The 18,380-nt window shown below is 61.2% G+C and carries 21 protein-coding genes; 8 read left to right on the top strand and 13 right to left on the bottom strand.

The window, feature by feature from the left end:
• Positions 1 to 72 precede the first annotated feature (72 nt).
• Positions 73 to 762 carry a phosphoribosyltransferase gene (locus CIT25_RS21225; protein WP_095486450.1) on the top strand — a complete coding sequence of 230 codons (690 nt, stop codon included), beginning with the start codon at positions 73 to 75 and terminating at the stop codon, positions 760 to 762.
• 105 nt (positions 763 to 867) lie between these two features.
• Positions 868 to 1,623 (top strand): hypothetical protein, encoded by a 756-nt coding sequence (locus tag CIT25_RS21220; protein ID WP_095486449.1) that lies wholly within the window; start codon positions 868 to 870, stop codon positions 1,621 to 1,623.
• Positions 1,624 to 1,695: 72 nt separating this feature from the next.
• Here CIT25_RS21220 and CIT25_RS21215 read toward each other — a convergent pair whose 3' ends face one another.
• The 3 genes from CIT25_RS21215 to CIT25_RS36910 form a co-directional block, all read right to left on the bottom strand.
• Positions 1,696 to 1,911, bottom strand: a complete 216-nt coding sequence (locus CIT25_RS21215) for a hypothetical protein (protein ID WP_095486448.1) — start codon at positions 1,909 to 1,911, stop codon at positions 1,696 to 1,698.
• Between the two features lie 63 nt (positions 1,912 to 1,974).
• On the bottom strand, positions 1,975 to 2,220 hold the full coding sequence (locus CIT25_RS21210) for a hypothetical protein (protein WP_095486447.1): 246 nt from the start codon (positions 2,218 to 2,220) through the stop codon (positions 1,975 to 1,977).
• A 242-nt stretch (positions 2,221 to 2,462) separates the two neighbouring features.
• Entirely contained in the window at positions 2,463 to 2,624 is a 162-nt protein-coding gene (locus tag CIT25_RS36910) for a hypothetical protein (protein WP_095486446.1), read from the bottom strand.
• A 523-nt stretch (positions 2,625 to 3,147) separates the two neighbouring features.
• Here CIT25_RS36910 and CIT25_RS21200 point away from each other — a divergent pair.
• Entirely contained in the window at positions 3,148 to 4,893 is a 1,746-nt protein-coding gene (locus CIT25_RS21200) for a thiamine pyrophosphate-dependent enzyme (protein WP_095486445.1), read from the top strand.
• A 19-nt stretch (positions 4,894 to 4,912) separates the two neighbouring features.
• On the opposite strand, the gene CIT25_RS21195 is transcribed toward CIT25_RS21200, so the two are convergent.
• The 3 genes from CIT25_RS21195 to CIT25_RS21185 all read right to left on the bottom strand — a co-directional run bounded on the left by CIT25_RS21195 (position 4,913) and on the right by CIT25_RS21185 (position 6,626).
• On the bottom strand, positions 4,913 to 5,227 hold the full coding sequence (locus CIT25_RS21195) for a hypothetical protein (RefSeq protein ID WP_095486444.1): 315 nt from the start codon (positions 5,225 to 5,227) through the stop codon (positions 4,913 to 4,915).
• Positions 5,228 to 5,393: 166 nt separating this feature from the next.
• Entirely contained in the window at positions 5,394 to 5,642 is a 249-nt protein-coding gene (locus tag CIT25_RS21190; protein WP_095486616.1) for a hypothetical protein, read from the bottom strand.
• Between the two features lie 162 nt (positions 5,643 to 5,804).
• Entirely contained in the window at positions 5,805 to 6,626 is an 822-nt protein-coding gene (locus CIT25_RS21185) for an SIR2 family NAD-dependent protein deacylase (protein ID WP_095486443.1), read from the bottom strand.
• Positions 6,627 to 6,796: 170 nt separating this feature from the next.
• Between CIT25_RS21185 and CIT25_RS21180 the strand changes: the two genes are divergently transcribed.
• On the top strand, positions 6,797 to 7,120 hold the full coding sequence (locus CIT25_RS21180; protein ID WP_095486442.1) for a hypothetical protein: 324 nt from the start codon (positions 6,797 to 6,799) through the stop codon (positions 7,118 to 7,120).
• An 85-nt stretch (positions 7,121 to 7,205) separates the two neighbouring features.
• Here CIT25_RS21180 and CIT25_RS21175 read toward each other — a convergent pair whose 3' ends face one another.
• Both CIT25_RS21175 and CIT25_RS21170 read right to left on the bottom strand, forming a co-directional pair.
• Positions 7,206 to 7,703: a GFA family protein gene (locus tag CIT25_RS21175; RefSeq protein ID WP_245329940.1), complete on the bottom strand. Its 498-nt coding sequence runs from the start codon at positions 7,701 to 7,703 to the stop codon at positions 7,206 to 7,208.
• 5 nt (positions 7,704 to 7,708) lie between these two features.
• On the bottom strand, positions 7,709 to 9,136 hold the full coding sequence (locus CIT25_RS21170; protein ID WP_095486440.1) for a coniferyl aldehyde dehydrogenase: 1,428 nt from the start codon (positions 9,134 to 9,136) through the stop codon (positions 7,709 to 7,711).
• A gap of 97 nt (positions 9,137 to 9,233) precedes the next feature.
• Between CIT25_RS21170 and CIT25_RS21165 the strand changes: the two genes are divergently transcribed.
• Positions 9,234 to 9,845: a TetR/AcrR family transcriptional regulator gene (locus CIT25_RS21165; RefSeq protein ID WP_095486439.1), complete on the top strand. Its 612-nt coding sequence runs from the start codon at positions 9,234 to 9,236 to the stop codon at positions 9,843 to 9,845.
• A 58-nt stretch (positions 9,846 to 9,903) separates the two neighbouring features.
• Here the strand turns inward: CIT25_RS21165 and CIT25_RS21160 are convergent, their stop codons facing one another.
• The 3 genes from CIT25_RS21160 to CIT25_RS21150 all read right to left on the bottom strand — a co-directional run bounded on the left by CIT25_RS21160 (position 9,904) and on the right by CIT25_RS21150 (position 12,677).
• Positions 9,904 to 10,797 (bottom strand): NAD(P)/FAD-dependent oxidoreductase, encoded by an 894-nt coding sequence (locus CIT25_RS21160; protein WP_245329927.1) that lies wholly within the window; start codon positions 10,795 to 10,797, stop codon positions 9,904 to 9,906.
• Between the two features lie 120 nt (positions 10,798 to 10,917).
• Positions 10,918 to 11,391 carry a DUF2269 family protein gene (locus tag CIT25_RS21155; protein ID WP_095486437.1) on the bottom strand — a complete coding sequence of 158 codons (474 nt, stop codon included), beginning with the start codon at positions 11,389 to 11,391 and terminating at the stop codon, positions 10,918 to 10,920.
• Positions 11,391 to 12,677 (bottom strand): SDR family oxidoreductase, encoded by a 1,287-nt coding sequence (locus CIT25_RS21150; RefSeq protein ID WP_095486436.1) that lies wholly within the window; start codon positions 12,675 to 12,677, stop codon positions 11,391 to 11,393. The genes CIT25_RS21155 and CIT25_RS21150 overlap by 1 nt, the downstream gene beginning before the upstream one ends.
• Before the next feature lie 104 nt (positions 12,678 to 12,781).
• Here CIT25_RS21150 and CIT25_RS21145 point away from each other — a divergent pair, with 104 nt between their 5' ends.
• On the top strand, positions 12,782 to 13,009 hold the full coding sequence (locus CIT25_RS21145) for a DUF2934 domain-containing protein (protein WP_245329926.1): 228 nt from the start codon (positions 12,782 to 12,784) through the stop codon (positions 13,007 to 13,009).
• A gap of 220 nt (positions 13,010 to 13,229) precedes the next feature.
• Here CIT25_RS21145 and CIT25_RS21140 read toward each other — a convergent pair whose 3' ends face one another.
• On the bottom strand, positions 13,230 to 13,448 hold the full coding sequence (locus CIT25_RS21140; RefSeq protein WP_095486434.1) for a hypothetical protein: 219 nt from the start codon (positions 13,446 to 13,448) through the stop codon (positions 13,230 to 13,232).
• Between the two features lie 125 nt (positions 13,449 to 13,573).
• Entirely contained in the window at positions 13,574 to 16,324 is a 2,751-nt protein-coding gene (tssH, locus tag CIT25_RS21135; protein WP_095486615.1) for a type VI secretion system ATPase TssH, read from the bottom strand.
• Positions 16,325 to 16,656: 332 nt separating this feature from the next.
• Here tssH and tssA point away from each other — a divergent pair, with 332 nt between their 5' ends.
• Complete coding sequence (gene tssA / locus CIT25_RS21130) at positions 16,657 to 17,832, top strand: type VI secretion system protein TssA (RefSeq protein ID WP_095486614.1); 1,176 nt, start codon at positions 16,657 to 16,659, stop codon at positions 17,830 to 17,832.
• 6 nt (positions 17,833 to 17,838) lie between these two features.
• Positions 17,839 to 18,378, top strand: a complete 540-nt coding sequence (tssB, locus tag CIT25_RS21125; protein WP_095486433.1) for a type VI secretion system contractile sheath small subunit — start codon at positions 17,839 to 17,841, stop codon at positions 18,376 to 18,378.
• Positions 18,379 to 18,380 lie beyond the last annotated feature (2 nt).

Raw genomic sequence — 18,380 nt, 5'->3', positions numbered from 1 at the left:
GCAGCAGACCGCGAACATCTAGACACGAGCTCTGCACTGATCCCAGGTCCCGTCCTTGGAAAGGTGAAGACAATGATCTTCGACGCGCCAAAATTCAGGGATCGAACGGATGCGGGGCGCCAGCTTGCCGCCGCTTTGACCGGGTTTGCGGCAAGCGATCCGCTGGTGCTGGCGCTGCCGCGCGGCGGAGTGCCGGTTGGCTTCGAAGTGGCGAAGGCACTCCGTGCCCGGCTCGACGTGCTGCTTGTGCGCAAGATCGGCGCGCCGGGCCATTCCGAATATGGCATCGGCGCGGTCGTCGACGGGGAGAATCCGCAGCTCGTCCTCAACGAGGAGGCGATGGCTCTGATCCAGCCGTCAGACGAATACGTCGAGGCGGAGAAACAACGGCAACTGCTTGAAATCGAGCGCCGCAGAAAGCTCTATCTCGGCAGCAGGCCCGCGGCTTCGGTGCTGGGCCGGACAGTCATCGTTGTCGATGACGGCATAGCGACCGGAGGAACGGTCCGAGTGGCGCTCAAGGCGCTAAGGAAGGATCGCGCCGCGCATGTTGTCTTGGCCGTTCCGGTAGCACCCCAGGACACGCTGGATCTGATAAATGCCGATGTCGACGAAGTGGTCTGTCTCGCCACGCCCGAGCCGTTCGGCGCCGTGAGCCAGTACTATGAGGATTTCGCGCAGACCACGGACGTGGAGGTGGTCCGGCTGCTGCAGCAGGCAGAGCAGTTCGAGAGGAAATCGTCGATGCGATCAGCCGGTTAGAGCGGGATGCCTTAGCTGGACCGGGCATCCCGCTCTAACCGTTTGTTTAGCCGCATTTCTGCGACGCCAGCCCTAGCTCATCGCCACCAGCCGAAGGAGCACGCCATGGCCAGCAAGGACCGACAACAGATGGAGATCGTCGAGCGCGGCGATATTTTCTTTCTCTACCGGCCCAGGGTGGGCCAAACCGATCCAGAAAGTCTTTCCGACGTGCAGCGCTTCTTCGTCGTGCTGCGGCCGGAGCACGCGACGAAGGCGCGGCTTCTCGTTGTCGGGCGCAAGCGGCTGCCGGATGCGCATGAGCACGAGCGTAACTGGGGTTTCGTCGGCGCGATTGCAGGTTCCGCCGCCGCGTTGGAAAAAGACCTTCGCGAAGAGAGGTATGACACCAAGACGCGCGGCCGCCAGCGCCTGCCCGCAGCACGCCCGGCGGGCGAAGGCCGTTATCTTGTCGCGCTGCTCAATGGACAATTGCATCTCAGCTACGCACTCGAGCTTCCAGAGCGACCATCCGAGGTGCAACGCGCCTTCAAGATCGCACCGCAGGCAAGCTTCGCGCTTTCGGTGAAGAATCCCGAAAAGCCCAGCCCTCCCGGTTTTGGATTGGGACAGGCTCAGGAGCCGGACTATCCAGACAGGCTTCAGCGGGAATTCCGCGGCCGCAGATTCGCTCGCGAGGACATAACGCTGCTCGACGTGCAGGGCGCCGAATTCATACTTGTCGGCGCGCGAACCGATCCGGAAAAGGCATACAATGTCGAGCTCGACGTCGAGAAGGAGGACGAGCGCCATTCAGAGATGCTGCGCGAACTCAAAATGGCCAAATCTCGCCATCCGCTAGAGCCGCTTTTCAGTGGCTAATGGGCCTGAACCGCACGGTTACCGTGCCCTCCCCTGGAGGGCAGACGACCGCGCCACACGGCGGATCAGCCGTCAGTCCCGCAAACGATTGGCAGCGTGATCCTGGCGCTGCTCAGTCGCGACCTGCTTGGAATCCAGACCGCGTTCCTTTGTGTGCTGGGCCTTGTCCCGGTTGGACAGGACTTGGTTTTCCTCGATCTTATCCTTGGGGGTCGTGGTCATGGCACCTGTACCAGAACCCTTCCCCTGCGAACCCACTCCGATGTGCTTCTTGCTACCTTTTGCCATGGGCTTTCTCCAATTCGTGTGAGACGACGCAGTGGCCAGCCGTCGGGGGTCAGTCCTCGGGACTCAGTCGTCGGGGCGGTTCTTGTGATGAACGCTCTCCTGATTTCTTCCGCGAAGGATGTTGCGGTCGTCAGGATCGACAAGATCGGGTGTGTCGGGCCTGATTTCCGATCCCTTGCGCAACGCTTCACGTTCTTCTGGCGATCGCTTCAGATCCGCCTCTGCGTCGAAATCCTTGTCGGCGCCCTTCGTGTTCTCCCGCTTTTCGATGATGCGCAATTGCTGCTCATGGGTTCTGCGTCCAGCCATTGGTTCCTCCAAAGTGCCTTGCGTTCGTTTTGATGCCCAGATCGCTGGCGGCAATCGTCGCTTTCCTGGTGATTACAGGCGCCACGGTCTTTGCCGAAGCGGACCAATCGGAGGCCGCCATAATCCGAGCCTGTCCTTATGGCGATAATGGCAGGGTGGCGGGATCGTTCCGAAATGGCGGTCAAATAAAACTGTCCATTGCATATCGGCTCCAGTTGCTTATCCGCACCTGCCATGGTCCGTCAGTCTTCCTCCTCGCGGTACAAGCGCTCGGTCGCCTGCTTGCTCTCCCTACGTTCTGCGGGACCGCGGCGGCGTCGCGTGACGAGTGCGTAGGCGAGCAGGATTGCCAGTATCAGGGGCCCGCCTGCAACGACGAGCAACCACATGCTGTTCTCAAACATGGACCATCTCCTTTCCCTCACAACCGAGAAGGCGCCATAACCGTTCCTGGGTTCTGTGAAATGGCACGATGTTCGCTGCGGACGACGCTCGACAGGCGCAAGCAGAGAACGTGCACTCGGCCAAGGATAAGATTCGGCCAAGGATAAGATGAGGAACGGGCCAAAACCGAAGCGATTGCCTGCGTTGCGAGCTCGCGGTTCGTTGCTTTGTGACGGCAGTTATGCTAGTAATTTGGCCATGGTGCTGATTTGCGCCAGCGACCCGCCGCCGAGGCGGGTTTTTTGTTTCGGCGCCATCCCTCACAGTCTGCGAGTAGCCGTTGACGGCGCGACTTGGTCTCGCCGGGCAACTTCCGATCCGCTTCAGCTGCCCGGCTCGCAACGGCTGTCGTTCCGGTGGAACAACAAGACATCTCCGTCGTTCGGCACTGATCGCCAATATCCACGTCTGACGCCCGACGCCGCAGCGAGAGCGTAAAGCCGCAGGCCCAGGACAAAAGCATACCAAACACAGGAGGCAACCATGCCCAACACTGCCGAGATCCTTGTCGACACATTGATCGCCTGGGACGTGCGCGTGATCTTCGGCCTGCCGGGGGACGGCATAAACGGCATTATGGAGGCGCTGCGCACAAGGCAGGACAAGATCCGCTTCGTACAGGTGCGGCACGAGGAATCCGCGGCTTTCATGGCGACAGCCTATGCCAAGTGGACCGGCAAGCTCGGTGTCTGCCTCGCCACCTCTGGGCCAGGAGGCACGCACCTGCTCACCGGTCTCTACGATGCAAAGCTCGACCAGGCGCCCGTCCTTGCCATAACCGGCATGCAATTCCACGACCTGATCGAGACGTTCACGCAGCAGGATGTCGATCTCACCCGCGTTTTCAACGACGTCGCCATCTTCAACACTCAGGTGACCGACGCAGCGCATATGGAAAACGTTGCCGGCCTCGCCTGTCGTTCCGCGCTTGCGGGACGCGGCGTTTCCCATCTTTCGATAGCCAGCGACGTGCAGGAGCAGACGTCGGCAAAGCGCTCGCTCCGCAACCTTCCAAAACATACGCCCGAACGGTGGTTCGAAGGGGACAAGCGACCCGACGAAGCCCAGCTCGCTCTTGCAGCGGACATCCTCAACACGGCCTCAAAGGTGGCGATACTCGCCGGGCGCGGCGCGCTCAATGCAAAGGCCGAGCTCGAGAGGACGGCGGAACTCCTTGCCGCACCCGTTGCCAAGGCTTTGCTCGGCAAAGCCGTCCTGCCGGACGATCACCCGCACGTCATGGGCGGAATAGGAATATTGGGCTCGCTGACCTCGCAGGAGATCATGGAGCAATGCGAGGCGCTGCTGATAGTCGGCTCGACCTTCCCCTACATCGAATACTACCCCAAGCCTGGCAAGGCACGTGGCGTGCAGATCGACCGCAATGCGCAGCGCATCGGCCTTCGCCATCCCGTCGAGGCCGGTCTCGTCGGTGATGCGGCCATCACGCTGCAATTGCTCAACGAAAGGCTGAAGCCAAAGCAGGACAGATCCTTTCTCGAAAGCGCGCAGCAGAACTTACAGCGCTGGCGCAAGATGATGGCCGAGGCGGAAAGCAGGGACGACGTGCCGCTCAAGCCGCAGCGCGTCGTCAGGGCATTCGGCGACCGAATGCCGGCCAACGCCATCCTCGCTACCGATTCCGGTCAGAATACAGAACTTGCCGCCCGTCATATCGATATCAAGGCTGGACAGGATTTCGCCGTCTCCGGCTCGCTGGCATCGATGGCCTGCGGGCTGCCATATGCGATTGCCGGCGGGATTGCCTTCCCGGGCCGGCCGGTTTTCGCGGTGGTGGGCGATGGCGGACTGGCGATGCAGCTTGGCGAATTTTCCACCGCCGTGCGTTACAAGATTCCGCTCAAGCTTCTGGTGATCAAGAACAACATGCTCAACCAGATCGCCTGGGAGCAAATGATGTTCCTCGGCAACCCGCAATTTGCCTGCGAGCTCCAGCCAATCGACTTCGCCATGGCCGCCGAAGCTATGGGAGGCATCGGCTACAGCGTCACCCGGCCTGAGGACGTCGATGGGGTTCTTGACGCCGCCTTTGCCGCGGAAGGTCCGGTGATCATAGAGGCGGTCGTCGACGCGTATGAACCTATGCTACCGCCGCGCATGCCGGACGAATATCGCAAGAACATGCGCACAGCGCTGCGGCAAACGCCGGGCCGCAAGGAGATCGAGGCGAACCTCGCTCAGGAGCCGCTGAAGACGATGATGGGCTGACTGCAGGTTCCCTGGCCGGTCAGTCCTTGACGTAGGCGCCTGGCTGGCGGCCGCTCTTCGGAGCCTTGGCATCCTTGGAACGCTCGGCGATCGATGGCCCGGCGCCGGACGTCTTTTCTGTCGAGGCACTGGGGGTGGACTGTCCGGGCGGATTTTTCCCTTCGGACTGATGGGTTTTGTCCTCCACCTCGTCCCTTGACCGTGTCAGGCCCATCCCGCCGGCAGGTTTCTTGTTGCCGGCCGCCTCCTGGGAGAATTGATCCGACGCGTCCGCATCTTTCTTGGCCGGGTACTTGGTTGCGCCATGTTCATAACGGGTCTCGTTTTCAGTCATAGCGTCTCTCCGATTGCCTCATGCATGGCGGTTAAACATTCCTGCGACGGTCCGGTTCCAACCGCCGCTAGCGCTCCAGACGGACGCCATATGCGACGCGCGCGGCACCGTGCCGTCAAACGGATGCCGCGCCCGCTGGCGCGGCAACGCTCAGGCGTCTCGCCAGTCAGGCCTCTTGCCATGGCGTGTGCAGGATGTCGGCGCCCGGCTGCTCGTCGAACAGGACCGCGCAGCCGCGCTCCAGCGCCACCGGCGACAGGGCATTGGCCACGGTTTCGTCCGGCGAGATGAAATCACCGGTCAGCACCCGCAACTCTTCCACGGCTTTGGCCATCGACACCAGTCGCCCTGCGGCGCGGCCGGTCATGCAGGCGTCGATGACGGAAACGAGATCGATCATATCGAAGTGGCCCATCATAGGCCTCCGCAAACAGCGTCCCTTCCCGGCTATGAACGCCGCAGCGATCGACAATGTTCCCGGCCGGGCCGAATAGAGTGAGCATTCCGAACTTGCCGTCAACCATTCGGCTTCAAGCGCGGTGCATCACATCGCCTCTCAGAATTGCCCGCGCATACGCTAAATCTGGTCTATCCCGTCCTTGAGCTTGCTCAGGAATGCCACCAGGGCATCCTCCGGCCGATCGGCCTCCTCGGTCAGCATGTCGATGCCCCAGCGTCCGAGGACCGCTTCCTGGACGACGCTCGGTTGCGGCATGAAGACGAACGATTTCGGACGGCTCTTCTCATAACCAGACCGGCGCCAGGTTTCCCAGAGCCGATACAGCAACAGACGGATGTTCATATCCGACATGCTGTAACCGATGAACAGGATAGTGCGCCCCAGCGCGTCAGCGCGAAATTTTACATCCAGCGGGGAATCGAACGACAGCCGCTCGAAATACTCGGACTCCGCCAGAACCAGCGATGCGTCGTCGTCGAAATCGCCGTGGTATTTGATGATCTGGGTCACCTCGTCGCTCGCCTTGGCGACGTCCTTGGCATTGGCCACTTTTACGAACGGGCGGTCGTGGATTTCGAACGCCACCTCAAGATTCCGATCATAATTGGTGGTGTAGATGATCGGGAAATCGAGCGCCACGATCAGCTTGTGGATCGCCGAACCCTTCACTTTGTCCCGCGAGACGCTCCATTCGCGATCCATCCAGCTGCGCAAGCGGCCGAGACTGCCATGCTTTAGCCGGTAATATTCGGCAAGCGCCTGGTAGCTGGATTCAGGCGTGTCGACCGTGTCGCGGTCGAGGCCGAGTTCATCCACCATATGTTCGATGAGCTTCTCCCAGGATGGCAGGCCGACGCTCATCGATACTCCCGCCCCAACGAACAAGATCGCTCGTCGCTCTTTCACGGATTGAGCCAGTTGCTCGAGGGCAGACGGCATGGCCAACTCACCAGGCAATGATCCAACACAACTGTCAAAAGCGTCCTCCGTTCCGGAGAGGCCAGGATCACCGCCAAATGTGTTCAGCAAATCAGGTGTGAGTTCAACAAATCGGGCGCAGACTGGAACCGCTGAGGCAGATCGAAGTTTGGTTGCCAGGGAGACCCGTGATGGCCGCACAACCAGATCAGACGCCTGCTAAGGCGAGAGGCGATATCCAGGCCGGGGCGACGCAGGATAAAACCCCGGGGTTCGACCCTGCCGCCGCACCTGAAGAGACCGACGCCGAAGCGGCAGATGTGCCAAATCCTGGCGCCGAGGCTCGTTCTCGTCGACAGCCAGAGTTCACGAATGAAGCCAGCTTCGCCGACGCAATGCGGCCGGTAGAAAGCAAGCCTGATCTTCAGCCTCGCAGGAGCTGGCCACTGTTGGTGATTGCCGCAGTCGTTCTCGTAGCGGCCGCGGTCTTTGTGATAGCGGCCATGCTGCGCTAACGAGGCACGTTTCCAGAGCTTATCGGCCCTCGAACAGCGCCGAGGCCATCACATGGATGGCACTCAAATAAATCGACTCGGCGCTTCACACGCCACTCATAATCATTTTCCCGACCGCCAACTCGCTGGCGAGATAGCCGCTGTATTTGGGCACGCTATCGGGCATGTCCAGCACGCGACGATGATAGAATATGTCGATCCGAACCGGCGGCAGCCGGGCCTCGGGCTCGAAATTGCTGGCCGGGATGAACATCACTTTGAACGGCCCGAAGCCGGCAACCTCCACAACCCGCTTGCCGCAGGTCCGGCAGACCCCGCGATTGAAGTTCGGCGGCGGGCGGTATTTCTTGAATGAGATGTTGCCGGCGTTTTTCAGCACGACATCCTTGCCACGAACGGCGACCACATCCGCGAACGGTTTGCCGTTGAACGCCTGGCAGATCAGACAGTGGCACCGGAATCTGCCCTTTGGCGCAGTATGCACCTCGAACGAGCAGGCGCCGCATTCGCAGGAGCCGCGTAGCGGCAACGACGTGTCAGTGGTCATGTGCTGATGCTCCTGAGCTGGATTTGATGACGGCATGCCGATCACCGGAGCATCACGTTGAGGATGGTATCGATCGGCTGTCTGAACGGGGCGTGGAGCAGGTTGGAGAGGTTCCAGCGACCCTGCTCATAGATCCCCTTGGCATGGCTGAGGGTACGGAAACCCTCGACGCCGTGGTAAGCGCCCATGCCGCTGGCCCCGACGCCGCCGAAGGGCAAGTCATCCTGGGCGATGTGCATGATCGTCCCGTTGATAGTGACGTTGCCGGAGATCGTTCGGCTCAGCACCTTGCGTCGGTCTTCGTCATCGGCGCCGAAGTAGTAGAGCGCGAGCGGCCGGGGCCGGGCGTTCACATAGGCGATCGCTTCTTCAACCTCGCGGTAGGGAAAAATCGGCAGGATCGGGCCGAAGATCTCCTCATGAGCGATGCGCATGTCTTCTGTGACGCCGAGGACGACGGTTGGCGGCAGTGTGTTGGCGCGCATAGACGCCTCACCGGGCCGATTGCCGACCTCGATGATCCGCGCTCCTTTGGAACGGGCATCGTCGATCAGGCCCTGGAGCCGGGCATAATGCCGCTCGTTGATGATGGAAGTATAGTGTTCACTCCTCGGCCCGTCCGCATAGAAGGACGCCACTTTCCGATCATACGCCCCGACAAACGAGTCGACGTCGTTTTCGTGGACGAGTGCGTAATCGGGGGCGATGCACGTTTGACCGGCGTTGAGCAGCTTACCGAAAGCAATGGACGCCGCCGCCTGGTCAAGGGAGTGACCTTTGGCGACGATGACCGGTGATTTGCCGCCCAGTTCAAGGGTGACCGGTACAAGGTTCTCGCTAGCGGCCTTCATCACCGACCGCCCCACCGCGGTGCTGCCCGTGAAGACGAGATGGTCGAACGGCAAGGCAGAGAATGCCGCCCCCGCGGCCGCATCACCGGTCACGATCGCGAACTGGTCCTCGGGGAAGACCTCGGCCAGCATCTTCGCGAGCAGCGAATTGGTGACCGGTGTAAACTCCGAAGGTTTCAGCATCACGCGGTTTCCGGCGGCGATGGCCGTTACGACCGGCATCAGCGCGAGGTTCACCGGATAGTTCCACGGCGACATCACGCCGACGACGCCAAGCGGCTGATATTCGATGCGGGCGTTGCCGATCCGCATGTGCAGAGCAACGTGGCGGCGGGTCGGCGCCATGAATTTGCGGAGATTGCGGATCAGATACTTCGTGCCCTCGGCGACCGCTGCAACCTCCATGATCGCCGTTTCGTGCCTCGAGCGATGCCCGAAATCGGTATTGATGGCATCTTCGATCGCTTTGCGGTGCCCGATTATCGAGGCCCTGAACTTGGCCAGATCAGCGCGTCGCTGCGCCAGCGAAGGCGCTCCGTCATGCAGGAAGGCAGCGCGCTGGGCCGCGAGGAGACTGCCCAGCCGATCAGCGTCGGCAATTTTTGCGATTGCGTTCATGGTCCACTCCGATGTAGACAGGAGAAACTTACGCCCTCGACATAGCCCCTTAAGTAGCCACTGTCAACAATGTATTCACAAGAAACTTTGAGGTACCATGCAGGATGCACCCAACCGCCCCTATCACCACGGTGATCTCCGTCGTGCGGTTATCGAGACGGCGTTGGATATGCTTCGGGAGGAGAAAGGCTGGCAGTTCACGCTGCGGGAAGTCGCCCGCCGGGCTGGCGTAAGCCACGCGGCACCCTACAAGCACTTCCCCGATAAGGCGGCGCTGCTTGCGGAGATCGCCATGATTGGGTTCGACCGGTTGCGCGCGTCCCTAGCGGCTGCGACGCCAAAGGCGGCCAAAACCCTGCGCGACGAAATTGCTCCGATAGCTCGTGCCTACGTCGCGTTCGGAACGGACAACCCCGCTCTCTACCGCCTGATGTTTAGCGCGGACGAGGGGAAAGCGGTGGGAATGCATCTCAATGAGCGGGCGCTGGCGGTATTCGATATTCTCCTCGAAATCCTCCGACGCGGCCAGGCCGCGGGGAGCATTCGCAAGCGGCCTATAGAAGGTCAGGCGGCAGCCGGCTGGGGGCTCATCCACGGCATGACCATGCTTGCGATCGATGGGCTCCTGGTGCCCGAGAAGGTGGGATCGGCCCCGTTGGATGCGGCATTGAGCACGCTGGTGGAAGGGCTAGGGAACCCAGCAACATGACACTAGCTGGCGCCATCCCGTTCGACCTATAATCCGCCTACCATACATCTGTGCCCCTTTATTCGTACCCGAGGGCAAAATCATTGTGAGCATCGGTCGCGGCTATCGCAGCCTGGCCGAAAGCCACTGCGATCTGGTTCAGGGCCTTGACGAGGTCGCCGATGGCATACACCCCCTCGACCGAGGTCCGCTGATGCTTGTCGACGACGACGTAGCCGTCGTCGCAGCATTTGACGCCCATTGCCAGCGCGAGTTCGGAACGCACTTGGCATCCCATCGCCGGATAGATGACGTCAAAATGGCGCACCTCGCCATCCTCGAGGAGGGCGTCGTAGCCGCTGTCGGCAGGAACAAACCTTTCGAACGCATCGCAAATGGCAATGTGTTCTTCCATCGCCACGCGCCGTGTGCTGACGGAAAAATCGGGAAGGTAGCGAGCGAGCATTGTGACGTGCTGCGTATACTGCTTGAGGAACATGGCCTCTCGCAGTGCCTTCGCCTCCTCTCCGATGACAGCGATCCGGTGATCGATCACCTCGTAGCCGTCGCAAACCGGGCATAGGCGTACGCTGCCTCCGGCGATGGCCTCGCGCAGACCCGGAATTGCAGGCACAAGGTCGACGATACCCGTCGCCAGGAATATCTTGCGGGCGACGATCCGCCCTGTGTTTGTCTCGGCGCCAAACCCGCCTACGGTCGGCTCGATCGACGACACCTGACCCTGCACCAGTGTCGCTCCGTATTTGTCGGCCTGCGCACGAAGCCGGTGCAGAAGATCGGCGCCGCTGATGCCTTCCGGAAATCCCGGACAGTTGCGGCTTTCCGCAATCAGCATGGCGCGCGCCTCATTCGCGTCCACCACGACGACCCGATGGCGGAACCTGCCGAGATAGATCGCGGCCGCCAGTCCGGCAGGTCCGCCGCCAACGATGAGAACATCCGCGTCAGTCACGGATGAGGCTGAATGTCGGCGTTTTCGCACGGATTGATCCATCCGCGCCGAACGGACTCATGGGAAAGAAGTTCCAGCGCCGAAAATCGAAAGCTGCGCGACATGTGCCGCGGCAAGGCGTTACCACTCGATCGTCGGTCGCGCGATCATCAGCCAGAAAATCCCGAGAACGGCAGCAAAGGCGGGAAAGCCAAAGGCGAACCACAGCCAGAAAAGCCTGATATACCGGGCCGGCAGCGGGTCCCCTGCTTTGGCGGCTTCGGACGCCAGATTGCCCATCTCCATCTGCATCCATACCACCGGCAGCCAGAACACACCGGTGAGGATGTAGAGCGCGATGGAAAGCACGATCCAGCCTTCGGAGAGCGAGTAACCCGCCAGCCAGGCGAGCGCGACGCCGGTGATCGGCTGCGCCACGACGGCGGTCGCCGTGAAGAGAAAATCGGCGATCACCACAATGCGCGCCACTGCCGCTATTGTTGCGGTGTTGCCGGTCCTGTGGGCGAGAAGCATGAAGAAGGCGATGCCGGCGCCGGTGCCAAGCAGCACGCTGGCTCCGATGACATGCAGGTACTTCAGCACGAAATAGAGCATCAGCGCTCCTCCAGGATCGCCAGGGCAACAAAATGAAGGACGATGATCGGCAAGACCTTCAGGAATGGCCCAAGCGGTTCGTTCCACAGGTCCGGGCGCAGGAAAGTGCCCACGATCAGATAGAACAGCGAGAGCGCAATACCAGCGTAGATGCCTTTTCGCGCCGTTGGCCGCCAGGCTATGAGTGCGCCGACGACGATGTCGGCGAGAGCGCCGGCGACCACGGTTGGCACCGACAACATACCAGCCCCTGTGCTTTGCATGAGGCTGATGCCGTTGCCGAAGCCAGTGGTCAGCGACACAATCCCCGTCATGATCCAGAAGAAGGGCAGGACGACAAAGATCGCAGGCTTGGTAAAATAAAGCCCGGCAAACCATTTTTCCTGCACTGTTGCCGGATTGAGCGCGAGGAATTGCGCCAAGCTCTGTGGCTGTATGCCGGTCAAGGAAATCCAGTCCGAGGGATCTCCGAGCGCCCCTCGTGTGATCTCCCTGGCGGCATTGGTGCGCATTGGAGGTCGCCAGCCGAGCATCGCGGCAAGATCGCCGAGGCGGTATAGAAGCCGCGCAACCCATCCCGGCAAGACAAATCTGGCTGCAGGAGCCCAGCCGAGCCAGCGGCGGAAAGTGCCGACAATCTCGTCCATGGTCAGCTGTTGGGGACCTGCAAGTTCCAGCGCCATACGAGACCGACTGCTGGGATTGAGAAAGAAGAGGACCGTCGAGACCACATCCTCGAGCTGCACGACCTGTAGCCGGCCGGTATCGGGCATTGACGGCAGAACCGGCAGCGAGGCCAGACCGCGAAACAACGCACTGGCCCCAAACACAGGCTGGCCAAGCACCACGGAAGGGCGAAGGATTATCCAGTCCAGATCAAGTGCCATCAGGGCCTGATCGCCGGCATATTTCGTCGCCGAGAATGACGACGGCTGTGCCCGATCCACACCCATTGCCGAGAAGTGGATCACCTTGGCAACGCCGGCCCGCGCGCAGGCGAGAAAAAGAGCCGCCGCCGCATCGCGATGAACTTGCCCCGTTTTTTCGCGAGGGCTGTCCTGCAAAACGCCGGCACAGTTCACGATGGCATCGATGCCGGCCAGATGCGGCAACCAATCTTCAGGGCGGAGCGCGGTCGCCACGTCCAGCACCAATGTCTGGCAATTGCGGGCCTCATTTGCCCGAGGGGTACGGACGACGCCGACCACCTCATGTCCTTCGGAAACGATGCGGGCGCAGACCGAAGCGCCGATCAGGCCGGTGGCGCCAACAACAAGGACTCTCATGGGATTCCGATCTCGGGTGCTGGAGGCATATTGTTCATTCTACTGTCCGAGAGCGCGGAACAAACCATCGATAGCGGGATTAGGACAGCACCAGGAGGTCTATCGTGGACAGGGAAGAGCGTATCAGGCGGCGAGCCCATGAAATCTGGGAGCGTGAAGGCCGGCCGCAAGGGCGGGAGCGCGAGCATTGGGATCAGGCCGTGCAAGAGATCGAGGCAGAGGGTTCCGAAGCAGAACGTGGTCCGGTCGTTCCCGACCCGACCGTTGGAGCCGGCTCCGATCCTGCACGGGCGACGCCAATTCCCGGAGCTAACGGCAAGCCGAAATCTTGACCGGCTGCTCGGTACGGAAAGGAAAATGCCCATGCCTCGTCTTATCGCCTTGGGCGTGATCGTAGTGGCGGTACTCTTCATCGTTTGGCTATGGGTCGACCAGACCGGCCGGACCAGCGACGGAACACAGCCTGCGCCCCATGCAATAGACCAAGACGGATGACGACGGTACTCCATTCCGAACAGGACCTGCTAGGTTCGCAATTAACGCGATCCTCGCCTAGTTCGAGGGCGCTGGATCCTCATTCCTGTACTCGTGAATGAGGCCAAGGATTTGCGACCGGACCAACTCACGAGCCTCGGGCTGAACGAACGGCATCAAGAGTTCGACCCGCTCCTCGATCTTCTCGGGAAGATCCGCAGCAGGATCGATGAGGTCGTTACCGTGCGCGTAAAGATTGTCCGTCAGCTTTTTGTCGAGATCGGAAAAAATGCCCATTCATCTGCTCCAAGCAGCTTCTCTGCGTCAATTGATAGGCTGACGATTTGTTCCCGGGGTGGCCGGTAACAAAGCTGTTTCTCCGACCGAAACGCTGGGTTTAGAGCGACAGAATTGCTCCTGAGCTATTCGAAGGAATAGGTGAAACCTCCTTCGGAGGCTCCGACAGTCACCTTCGTCATCTTTTCGCCCTCGAGCGACCGGTTCAGCACCCCGCGGCTCAATTCCGGCAGAAGCGTGTTTGCCAAAATGGCGTCAATCATTCGCCCGCCGGATTCGATCTCGGTGCAGCGGGCCTTGACGAGATCCATGACACCGTCACCTATCACCAACTCGGCATCGTTGCTTGAACGCAGCCGGCGGGCGATCTTGGCGAACTGATGGCGGGTGATCGCTTCGATCATCGTGTCCGAGAGCGGGTAGTAGGGGATGGTTACCACCCGGCCAAGGAAAGCCGCGGGGAAAACCTTCAACAGCGGGGAGCGTAACGCTGTGTCCAGATCGTCGAGCCCCGCCCGTACGGTGCCGCTTTTGGTCCGGTCCATGATGACTTCGGAGCCGACATTCGAAGTAAGCAGGATCAGTGTGTTTTTGAAATCGATCCGTCGGCCCTCGCTGTCGTCCATCATCCCCTTGTCGAAAACCTGGAAGAAAATCTCGTGCACGTCCGGATGCGCCTTTTCGACCTCGTCGAGCAGGATCACCGAATAGGGCTTGCGCCGGACCGCCTCGGTCAGGATGCCGCCCTTGCCGTAGCCGACATATCCGGGTGGCGCGCCCTTCAAGGTAGAAACCGTATGCGCCTCCTGGAACTCGGACATATTGATCGAAATGAGGTTCTGCTCGCCACCGTAGAGCGTCTCGGCCAAGGCCAGCGCGGTTTCGGTCTTGCCTACCCCGGAGGGACCGCAGAGCAGAAAGACGCCCACTGGTTTTTCGGGCGCGCCGAGCCCGGCCCGGCTGGTCTGCACGCGCTTGGCAATCATTTCCATGGCGTGATCCTGACCGACTACCCGTTCGGACAGAGTGGCAGCGAGCCGCAGCGCTTTTTCGGTCTGGCTCGACAGCATCCGGCCAGTGGGAATGCCGGTCCAGTCCTGTACCACGGCGGCCACGGCGTTGCGGTCGACTGACGGCAGGATCAGCGGCGTCTCGCCCTGCGCTTCGGCCAGTTCGGCCATCAGTTCCCGCAGCCGAGCGAGATCCGCAGCCGGATCGAGTGGAGGAGGATCGGCAGTGGCGGTTGCATCCGCATCGGTTTCATGCGTTTCGATCTCGGGCACATCGGCGCCTGCGGGTTTGGCGACCGCCTGCGGAGTCTCCACCGCATCGAGCGGCACACCCTCGCCGCGCAGCCTGGCGCGCAATTCCAGTATCTCGCCAACCAGCGCCTTTTCCCGATCCCAGCGTTCCTGCGCGGCAGTAAGCGTGAGTTCGGTCTCGGCGAGCCCCGCCTCGACCCGAGCCTTCCGGTCGGTCACGCCGATGCCGATCGCTGCTTCGCGGCCGATGATGGCGCGCTCGACTTCCAGCGCTTGGCGGCGGCGCAGAATGTCCTCGACCTCGGCAGGGGTGGCATGCTGCGAAATGGCGACACGGGCGCAGGCGGTGTCGAGAAGGCTCACGGCCTTGTCGGGCAGTTGCCGCGCCGGGATGTAGCGGTGGGACAGGCTGACCGCCGCCTCGATCGCCTCATCGAGTATCTGCACCTTGTGGTGCTGCTCGAGGACACCGGCCACACCACGCAACATGAGAACAGCCACCGCTTCCGACGGCTCATCTATCTTGACCACCTGGAAACGGCGAGTCAGCGCAGGATCTTTCTCGATGTGCTGCTTGTATTCGGCCCAGGTCGTTGCGGCGATCGTGCGAAGCTCACCGCGCGCCAGCGCCGGTTTCAGCAGATTGGCCGCGTCACCGGTTCCAGCCGCGCCGCCGGCGCCGATCAAGGTGTGAGCTTCGTCAATGAAGAGGATGACTGGCGTTTCGGAGGATTGAACCTCATCAATGACCGCCTTCAGCCTTTTTTCGAATTCACCCTTTACGCTCGCGCCCGCCTGCATCAGGCCGACATCGAGCATGCGCACGCTGACGCCCTGCAGCGTCGGCGGCACGTCGCCCTCGGCGAGGCGCAAGGCAAAGCCCTCGACGACCGCGGTCTTGCCGACCCCGGCCTCGCCGGTCAGGATCGGGTTGTTTTGCCGGCGTCGCATCAGGATATCGACGATCTGCCTAATCTCGGGATCGCGCCCGACGACCGGATCGATCTTGCCGTCGCGGGCGCGCTGGGTCAGGTCGGTCGCATACTTCGCCAGCGCCGAATCTCCGCCCGGAGCCCGCCGCGGTGTGTCGGCGGCGGGAACCGCAGTCGAGGCGCCGGCTTCGAGTGAACCCTCCACGACATCTGCGAACCGCGCGATGATGGCCTGCGCATCGATCTTGTCGAATTCGCCGCTGATCTTTGACAGCAGGCCCTCCAGCGCCGGCGTCTTCAGGCAGGCGAGCAGAATATGCGCACTGCGGACTTCCTCGACGCTGAATTCCAGCCCCGCCAGGCTCCAGGCTTCCTGGATGGCGTGAAAGATATGATCGGAAAATTCCTCGATTGAAGTGGCGCCATAAGGCAGCTTGTCGACGGCGCGGGTCATATCGGCCGTGACCCGGCTCGCATCCACCCCTGCGTCTGCCAGTATCAGTTGCACATCGGAGCGCTCGGAAAGCACCAGTTGCTCGACGAAATGAACGAGCTCGACGTAAGGATTGCCGCGCAGTTTGGCGGTGTCGGCCGCAGCCTTGAAGGCGCGCAAACAGACGTGGTTTAGCTTGCCGACCAGTTCCTTGCGTTTGAAGCTCTGCGACGACCGGCGCTGTTCCATCGAACTTGCTCCTGCGATCTGCCAGTCAATAACCTGCCACATAAGCAGCAACTTGACAAAGCGCGTTATCGACGGGGCGAGTGGGTGTTCGATTCAGTGGACTTCTTCCGTCCCAGCAACAGCCCACGCCATCGGCTACAAACAGCCCTGGAATGCCCACTTCTTTGCGATGCATCCAGATAAACGGTTCGATAACTGCGCCACCGATTTCGAGCTCAGGACCCGGCTTGCGAGCTCCCATTATGATTGAGCAGCAACTAAATTGTGGTAAAGTGTCGCAGTGTGATAACGTGGGCACGCACGGCCGAAAGAGCCGCTCGCTGGGGGTTGGTGTGATTGATCTCGCACTCTGGCTGAATCCGCTGGACGGTGAAAATCCGTCAGGGGAGGATTTGCGCAACGATCCAGCCTTTCATGAGCTGGAACGTCTCACGGAACCCCAGGTCAAGGTCATCCATGACGGGCATAACAAGCCCTCGTCGCAAAGCACCATTCCGGTCGACTGGCCTGCCGTCCTCGACAAGGCGGAGGAGTTGCGTGCACACGGCCGGGATCTGCGCCTGCTTGTCATTGTCACACGTGCGCTGGCCAATGAGCAGGGGCTCGCCGGGCTCGCGCATGGTCTGACCCTTATTGCGCGGACCTTCGATCAGCATTGGGAGACCTTGCATCCGGCCCTGCGGCCCAATGCTGCACCACGCGACGCCGCCTTGCGTCGTATCAACGCCCTGCTCGACCTCCAGAATGGCCAAGACGGGCTGTTAGCCAATTTGCGGCAACTGACGTTCTTCGCACCGCGCACGATCGGAGCGATCAGCGGGCGCGATCTGGAACAAGGCGCGCTCGACGAACGTGTCATGCTTCTGGAAGCGGCTTCAGGATTGAATGCAGCCGAAAAGGCAGCGCTGGTCAGCGCCCACGGTCAACTTCTGAACCGGGTGCATAGTGGATGCAAGGCGCAGGCCGATCAGGCCAATGCGGAGATGATGGCGCTCATCGCCGATGCCCAAGCGGCGATCTCGGCTCTTGATGCGGTCGAGACGGCTCTCAACGTTCGTCTAGAGGGCGGCGGCACCGCTGTCCCGGAATTGAAACGGTTTCTGCAGCGTTTGCTGTCGACCCTCGAACGGAATTCGGTAATCGAGGCTGCGACGAACGGCGCGGCGAACCCCGCCCCCACGACTGCCGATCCAGAAATGCCTGCCCGAAACGGTCATGCAGCCGAGGCTATGGCAGGCACGACAAGTTACGCGGAACCGAGCACCGGGCTCCCTGATCGGATTTCCTCGCGCGACGACGTCGTCAAATGCCTCGACCTCGTCGTCGCCTTCTACGACCGCACCGAACCGTCGAGCCCGATCCCGCACCTCGCCCGCCGCGTGCGCCGCATGGTGCATATGGATTTTGTTGAACTGATGGAAGATCTCGCCCCGTCGGGGCTGAAGGAATTTCGGCTTCTTGCCGGCGTTCCCGATGCCAAGAAGACGGCCCAGAAGGATGAAAGGTAACGAGCCATGGCAGCCGAAAGTAAAGCGAAGGTCATCGAACGGAATCGCGCACCGCGCGTGCAGATCGCCTATGACGTGGAAACCTACGGCAGCCCGACGACGATCGAATTGCCGTTCGTCATGGGCGTGATGGCCGACCTTTCCGGCGCTTCACAGACCAGGGAAGCGATGAAGTCGGTACTGGATCGCTCCTTTGTCGAGACCGACGCGAACCGCTTTCCCCGTTTCATGGAGGCGCTCGGACCGCGCGTCAAAGCCCGCGTGAAGAATACGCTGCCTCAGGCCGAGGGTGCCGAGCGCGACGAGGAACTTGCCCTTGATCTCACCTTCACCAAGATGGGCGATTTCGCCCCGGACAAGATTGCCGAGCAGGTTCCGCAATTGGCCGAAATCCTCAAGATGCGTCGTCAGCTCGAGGAACTGCTTGGCTTCATGGATGGCCGTGTCGACGCCGAAAAGCGCATCGCGCAACTTCTGAACAACGAGCCGCTGCTCGGCAAGATCGCCAACCAGGCATTATCCGACGACGATAAGGTTGAGGAGTAAGT

The organism is Mesorhizobium mediterraneum, from assembly GCF_002284565.1.
GTDB classification, from domain to species: Bacteria; Pseudomonadota; Alphaproteobacteria; order Rhizobiales; family Rhizobiaceae; genus Mesorhizobium; species Mesorhizobium mediterraneum.
Note: the sequence above shows the minus strand (reverse complement) of the source record. Positions and strands in the feature narration are given on the sequence as shown.

What these genes read in the sequence shown, in the direction of transcription:
- CIT25_RS21225 (WP_095486450.1), top strand. Translation starts at nt 73, where the DNA reads ATGATCTTCGACGCGCCAAAATTCAGGGATCGAACGGATGCGGGGCGC.
- CIT25_RS21220 (WP_095486449.1), top strand. Translation starts at nt 868, where the DNA reads ATGGCCAGCAAGGACCGACAACAGATGGAGATCGTCGAGCGCGGCGAT.
- CIT25_RS21215 (WP_095486448.1), bottom strand. Translation starts at nt 1,911, where the DNA reads ATGGCAAAAGGTAGCAAGAAGCACATCGGAGTGGGTTCGCAGGGGAAG.
- CIT25_RS21210 (WP_095486447.1), bottom strand. Translation starts at nt 2,220, where the DNA reads ATGGCTGGACGCAGAACCCATGAGCAGCAATTGCGCATCATCGAAAAG.
- CIT25_RS36910 (WP_095486446.1), bottom strand. Translation starts at nt 2,624, where the DNA reads ATGTTTGAGAACAGCATGTGGTTGCTCGTCGTTGCAGGCGGGCCCCTG.
- CIT25_RS21200 (WP_095486445.1), top strand. Translation starts at nt 3,148, where the DNA reads ATGCCCAACACTGCCGAGATCCTTGTCGACACATTGATCGCCTGGGAC.
- CIT25_RS21195 (WP_095486444.1), bottom strand. Translation starts at nt 5,227, where the DNA reads ATGACTGAAAACGAGACCCGTTATGAACATGGCGCAACCAAGTACCCG.
- CIT25_RS21190 (WP_095486616.1), bottom strand. Translation starts at nt 5,642, where the DNA reads ATGGGCCACTTCGATATGATCGATCTCGTTTCCGTCATCGACGCCTGC.
- CIT25_RS21185 (WP_095486443.1), bottom strand. Translation starts at nt 6,626, where the DNA reads ATGCCGTCTGCCCTCGAGCAACTGGCTCAATCCGTGAAAGAGCGACGA.
- CIT25_RS21180 (WP_095486442.1), top strand. Translation starts at nt 6,797, where the DNA reads ATGGCCGCACAACCAGATCAGACGCCTGCTAAGGCGAGAGGCGATATC.
- CIT25_RS21175 (WP_245329940.1), bottom strand. Translation starts at nt 7,703, where the DNA reads ATGCCGTCATCAAATCCAGCTCAGGAGCATCAGCACATGACCACTGAC.
- CIT25_RS21170 (WP_095486440.1), bottom strand. Translation starts at nt 9,136, where the DNA reads ATGAACGCAATCGCAAAAATTGCCGACGCTGATCGGCTGGGCAGTCTC.
- CIT25_RS21165 (WP_095486439.1), top strand. Translation starts at nt 9,234, where the DNA reads ATGCAGGATGCACCCAACCGCCCCTATCACCACGGTGATCTCCGTCGT.
- CIT25_RS21155 (WP_095486437.1), bottom strand. Translation starts at nt 11,391, where the DNA reads ATGCTCTATTTCGTGCTGAAGTACCTGCATGTCATCGGAGCCAGCGTG.
- CIT25_RS21150 (WP_095486436.1), bottom strand. Translation starts at nt 12,677, where the DNA reads ATGAGAGTCCTTGTTGTTGGCGCCACCGGCCTGATCGGCGCTTCGGTC.
- CIT25_RS21140 (WP_095486434.1), bottom strand. Translation starts at nt 13,448, where the DNA reads ATGGGCATTTTTTCCGATCTCGACAAAAAGCTGACGGACAATCTTTAC.
- tssH (WP_095486615.1), bottom strand. Translation starts at nt 16,324, where the DNA reads ATGGAACAGCGCCGGTCGTCGCAGAGCTTCAAACGCAAGGAACTGGTC.
- tssB (WP_095486433.1), top strand. Translation starts at nt 17,839, where the DNA reads ATGGCAGCCGAAAGTAAAGCGAAGGTCATCGAACGGAATCGCGCACCG.